This is a genomic window from Thermogutta sp., from assembly GCF_014359955.1.
Lineage (GTDB): Bacteria > Planctomycetota > Planctomycetia > Pirellulales > Thermoguttaceae > Thermogutta.
Genome location: NZ_JACIYL010000319.1, coordinates 1 through 4642, shown reverse-complemented (window position 1 = coordinate 4642; position 4642 = coordinate 1). Strand labels below are relative to the sequence as shown.

Sequence of the window (4642 nt, the reverse complement as noted above, 5' to 3'; positions counted from 1 at the left end):
CGCTTATTCTTGATCTGGCCGAGAGGGTAGAGCAGCTCCAGCAACTCGCGAAGGCGTAGCGCATCAAAAAACGTCGAGGCAGGAAAGAAACCCCGCCTCGACGCAGTTATTCAACGGCTCCGCTCCCCTGGGGGGAGCAGCTCAAAATGTCAGAACCAGCCGAGGGCTGCGAGGCTGTACCGCACAGCCAGTCCCGCCACCACGACGCTCACCATGCTCATCAGTTTGATGAGGATGTTGAGGCTGGGACCGCTGGTGTCTTTGAACGGGTCGCCCACGGTATCGCCCACGACGGCCGCCTTGTGGGCATCGGTGCCTTTGCCGCCGTACGCACCGCGTTCGATGTGCTTCTTGGCGTTATCCCAGGCACCACCGGCATTCGCCATGAAGACGGCGATGCAGAACCCGGAGGCGAGCGCGCCCATAAGCAGGCCGAGAACGCCCGTCACGCCCAGAATCAGCGCCACCAGCACCGGGGTCACCAGGCCCAGCAGGGACGGGGCAATCATTTCCTTCTGGGCGGCCTGGGTACTGATACGAACGGGCGTCGCATAGTCCGGTTTTTCGGTGCCCTCCATGATGCCGGGCTTTTCACGGAACTGACGCCGGACCTCCTCCACCATGCGGTAGGCTGCCCGACCCACGGCCTTCATCGTGAGCGACGAGAACAGGAAGGGCAGCATGGCCCCGATGAGTACGCCCACGAGGACCTTGGGATTCATGAGGTGGGCTTCATAGTAATTGGCGAAGTCCGGCATGGTCGCCCGATCGATGCGGATCAGCGGTGCTTTGGTCTTGGCAAACTGCAACCGTTCCCGCTTGATGCCTTTGACCTCGTCCGTGAACTTTTCCAGGATGCCATCGGGCACCTTCTGTGGGCCTTTTGAGGCATCCAGTTTGGCCCAGTCGTCGGCGACCGCAGGATCGATGATGTCGTTGCCGAAGGCCAAATATCCGTAGATGATGTTCTTGCCGCTGCGATCTTTTTCGTTGGTGACCTCGGCAACAAACTTGTCGGACAACTTGTAGAGCCCAGGTTCAGCCTGGACGAGGGCCGAATGTGCCCAGCGATCGAAACCGACCCGAACCTCTTCCACATAAGCGGCCAAGAGGGCGAGGGCCGTCAGAGCAGCGGAACCAATGGCGAAGCCTTTACCGGTCGCCGCGGTGGTATTTCCGAGGCTGTCCAGGGCATCGGTGCGCTGCCGGACCTCTGGCTCCAGGTGCGACATCTCGGCATTACCACCGGCGTTATCGGCAATGGGACCGTAAGCGTCGGTCGCCAGGGTGATGCCCAGCGTGCTGAGCATCCCGACCGCCGCAATGCCCACGCCGTACAGTCCCATCGCGAACCAGCTCAGATCGTTGAAGTGGAACTGAGCGGCAAAGCCGAAGGCCAGGATGGTGGCGACACCCACCACGATCACCGGGAACCATGTGCTCTTCATCCCTTCGGCAAAACCGGCGATGATGACGGTGGCCGGACCCGTCTGAGCCTGGCTGGCAATGAACTTGGTCGGTTGGTATTCGTCGCTGGTGGAGTACTCGGTCCACTTTCCGATAAGCCAGCCCGCCACCAGACCGACGATAACGCTCAGCGACACCGTCCAGAAGTCGGGCAGAAGCAGGAACGTGAACACGAAGGTGGCCACCGCGATGAGCGCGGTGGAGAGGTTGATCCCGCGTCCCAGGGCCTTCAGCAGCGTCTTCTGGCTGGCATCTTCTTCCGATCGCACCGCGTAAATACCGATCACAGAAAGAGCGATCCCCACGCCTGCCAGGACAATAGGCAGGAACAGGGCCGCGAGCTGATAGTTCAGTTTGGCGGTTTCCAGGGCGAGAGTGCCTTTCTGAATCTGTTCCAAAATCCGCTGGGGCAGTAACTCCCCGGTTGCGAACGCGGCAACACCGAGGGCGGCCGTCGCCAGAATCGAGCCGCAGTACGATTCGTACAGGTCGGCCCCCATGCCGGCCACGTCGCCCACGTTGTCACCGACGTTGTCGGCGATCACGGCAGGATTACGTGGGTCGTCTTCGGGAATCCCTTTTTCCACCTTCCCGACGAGGTCCGCCCCCACGTCGGCGGCCTTGGTGAAAATACCACCACCGACACGGGCAAACAGCGCCTGGCTGCTGGCCCCCATACCGAAGCACAGCATGGTGACGGTGATCTGTTCCAGGGTCATGTGATAGCCGAGGATTCCGATGACCCAGTAGAGGATGGCGAACCACAGACAGATATCGAGCAGGCCGAGGCCAACCACCGTCAGCCCCATCACCGCACCGCTGCGGAACGCCACCCGCAAACCGTCGTTGAGCGACTTGCGGCAGCCCTGGGCCGTACGGCTGCTGGCCAGCGTTGCCGTCTTCATTCCCAGCCAACCGGCCAAGCCGGAGAAGAACCCGCCGGTGAGAAACGCGAACGGCACCCAGCGGCTCTGCGCTTGGAGGCCGAAGGCGGCGATCGCCAGCAGGATCACGATGACCACGAAGAACCCTGCCACCACGGTGTACTGCTGTTTGAGATAGGCGTTGGCACCCTCCCGCACGTAGCTGGCGATTTCTTCCATCCGCTCGTTTCCCTTTTCCGAGTTGAGCATTTCATGGAAGAACCGCCACGCGAAATACAGGCCGCAAATGGCCCCCGCCAGGCCGATAAGCCAGAAGATGAAAACCCCAATCTGAGCACCGACTGAGGCACCGGCCGAACCGGAAGCGGCCTCTTCAGCCCAGGCGGGAGCAGCCACGGCGGCTGCTCCCAGGAATGCAGCGGCTTTTGCCAGGCCTTTTGCCATTGACAAAAGCGATCTCCTCATGCGTGTTTCCATGTTTGGACCTCTCTGTTTCCTCAAAACCAGTTCCCACACATCCGTTGACTGAACCTGCGTGAAAAACTCCGTTACCGTTAACCCATCCCGAAACAACACACGCAACACAGGATAACAGAAGAACCGCTCTTAAGCTGAGTCGCGTTCGAACGTTGCGTCATCTCCAGCCGCGGAACACTCCCGGAATAACTGCGGGACACCCGCAGGATGCACGTCTTGGCTGACACAGGCTGGATCACACTCAAGGCATCAATTGGTAATTGATATTTGGGTACGTATGCCGACCCTCCCGTGGTTCTGGACCCTGCTGCCTGTTTTCTGCCCCGATTTTCACTTCGGCCGCTTCCCTCGTCGGAAGCCTGCCGGTACCGGATGCACTCCAATTGGGTGAAAGCCAGCAAAATGGGAAAAATAGCCTGTTCCCGAATGGCTTCAGAGTATCTCGCGCCCCAGTTCGCGCGGATGTAAAAACAAAGAGTCTAACGGAGGGGCGAGTCTCTTGTCAACAATAGCACATAGGAAGTGCATAACAAATAGGTGATAAAAAGGCAGGTTTTCGTTGGGCCGGCCAGGCGTTCGATCTCGATCATATAACACGTATTTATGGGCACAAATAACCGTATCGAGGGGTACGCGTCCGACACCCTGAAAATTCGGAGCCAGTTTTTCGCGCCGGGGAACTTATCACGACCGTCCCGACCTCAAATAAAGTGGGGCCAAGGCCGCAGTCACACGGTTTATAGTTGCTTTTCTGAGAATTTGGATTAGGCTGGAGAAAGAAAATCGGCAGAGGTGTCCGCCCATTGCGGCGTTTTCGAGGAGGTTAGTCATGACTCGGTTTTGGCGTTATGCGGCGCTTGTGGGGGCGTTCTTGCTGGGCTGGTCCGCCACCTGGCTTTTGGGGGCTGATCCTGTGGCGAGAGGAAAAGATGCATCCGGCCAGGCGAATGCCGCGCCGGCGGTGGATCTGTTTGCCGCCATGGAGCAAAAGCTGGTGGATGTGAAAGTCATCGCCAAGGACTCCACCGAATGCAATATCGTCATACGCAACAAGAGTGACAAACCGCTGACCATTCGCATGCCGGAAACCTTCGCCGGTGTGCCCGTCCTTCCCCAATTTGCCGGCGGACTGGGGGGAGACCTGTACGGCGGCAGGGGTGGCCGGGGCGGTTACGGGGGCTATGGTGGAGGCTACGGCGGCGGAGCGCAGGGCTTCGGCGGCGGATACGGTGGTGGGCTTGGCGGATACGGCGGCGGTTATGGTGGGTACGGTGGCGGCTTCATGAGTGTCCCCCCCGAGAAGGTCGTGCAGGTGAAAGCCCCCATCGTTTGCCTGGACCACGGCAAGCCTGATCCCAATCCCCGCATCCCCTACGAGCTCAAGCCGATCGAGGCCTACGCCAAGACCCCCGAGGTGAACGTGGTCTTGAAAATGCTGGCCGAAGGGAAAATCAGTCAGCGCGTGGCGCAAATCGCGGCCTGGCATTTCCAGAACGGGAAGAGCTTCGAAGAACTGGCGCGGATGGAAATCCGCACGGCCATCGGCATGCGACGTCCCTACTTCTCCCCAGCGGAATTGCAGGCTGCGCTCCAGGTGGTGGCCGAGGCCAACCGCATCGTTATGAACAGCCAGCGACAAACGCCGGAGTCTGTTTCGCCGGGCGAACTTGAAGCCAGCCGGAAGTAACCTGCCAATTCACAGGTCCTCGCTCGCAATCCGGTAAAACGGCGGACGGCAATCCGATTTGACGTGACCTTTGTTCGGAGGCCTCAGCGGGCCTCCGCTTTTTTGCGCCCACTCAAAGGCCCCTCAC

Annotated in this window: 2 protein-coding genes; one reads left to right on the top strand and one right to left on the bottom strand. The window is 59.9% G+C overall.

Going from position 1 to position 4642, the window contains the following annotated elements; all coding sequences use genetic code 11:
- Positions 1 to 149: 149 nt before the first annotated feature.
- Positions 150 to 2795 carry a sodium-translocating pyrophosphatase gene (locus H5U08_RS10590; RefSeq protein WP_297032820.1) on the bottom strand — a complete coding sequence of 882 codons (2646 nt, stop codon included), beginning with the start codon at positions 2793 to 2795 and terminating at the stop codon, positions 150 to 152.
- Positions 2796 to 3657: 862 nt separating this feature from the next.
- On the opposite strand from H5U08_RS10590, the gene H5U08_RS10585 reads away from it, so the two are divergent.
- On the top strand, positions 3658 to 4515 hold the full coding sequence (locus H5U08_RS10585) for a hypothetical protein (RefSeq protein WP_297032818.1): 858 nt from the start codon (positions 3658 to 3660) through the stop codon (positions 4513 to 4515).
- Positions 4516 to 4642 lie beyond the last annotated feature (127 nt).

Excerpts from the sequence above, each read along its gene's own strand:
- H5U08_RS10585 (WP_297032818.1), top strand. The coding sequence starts at position 3,658 with ATGACTCGGTTTTGGCGTTATGCGGCGCTTGTGGGGGCGTTCTTGCTG.
- H5U08_RS10590 (WP_297032820.1), bottom strand. The coding sequence starts at position 2,795 with ATGGCAAAAGGCCTGGCAAAAGCCGCTGCATTCCTGGGAGCAGCCGCC.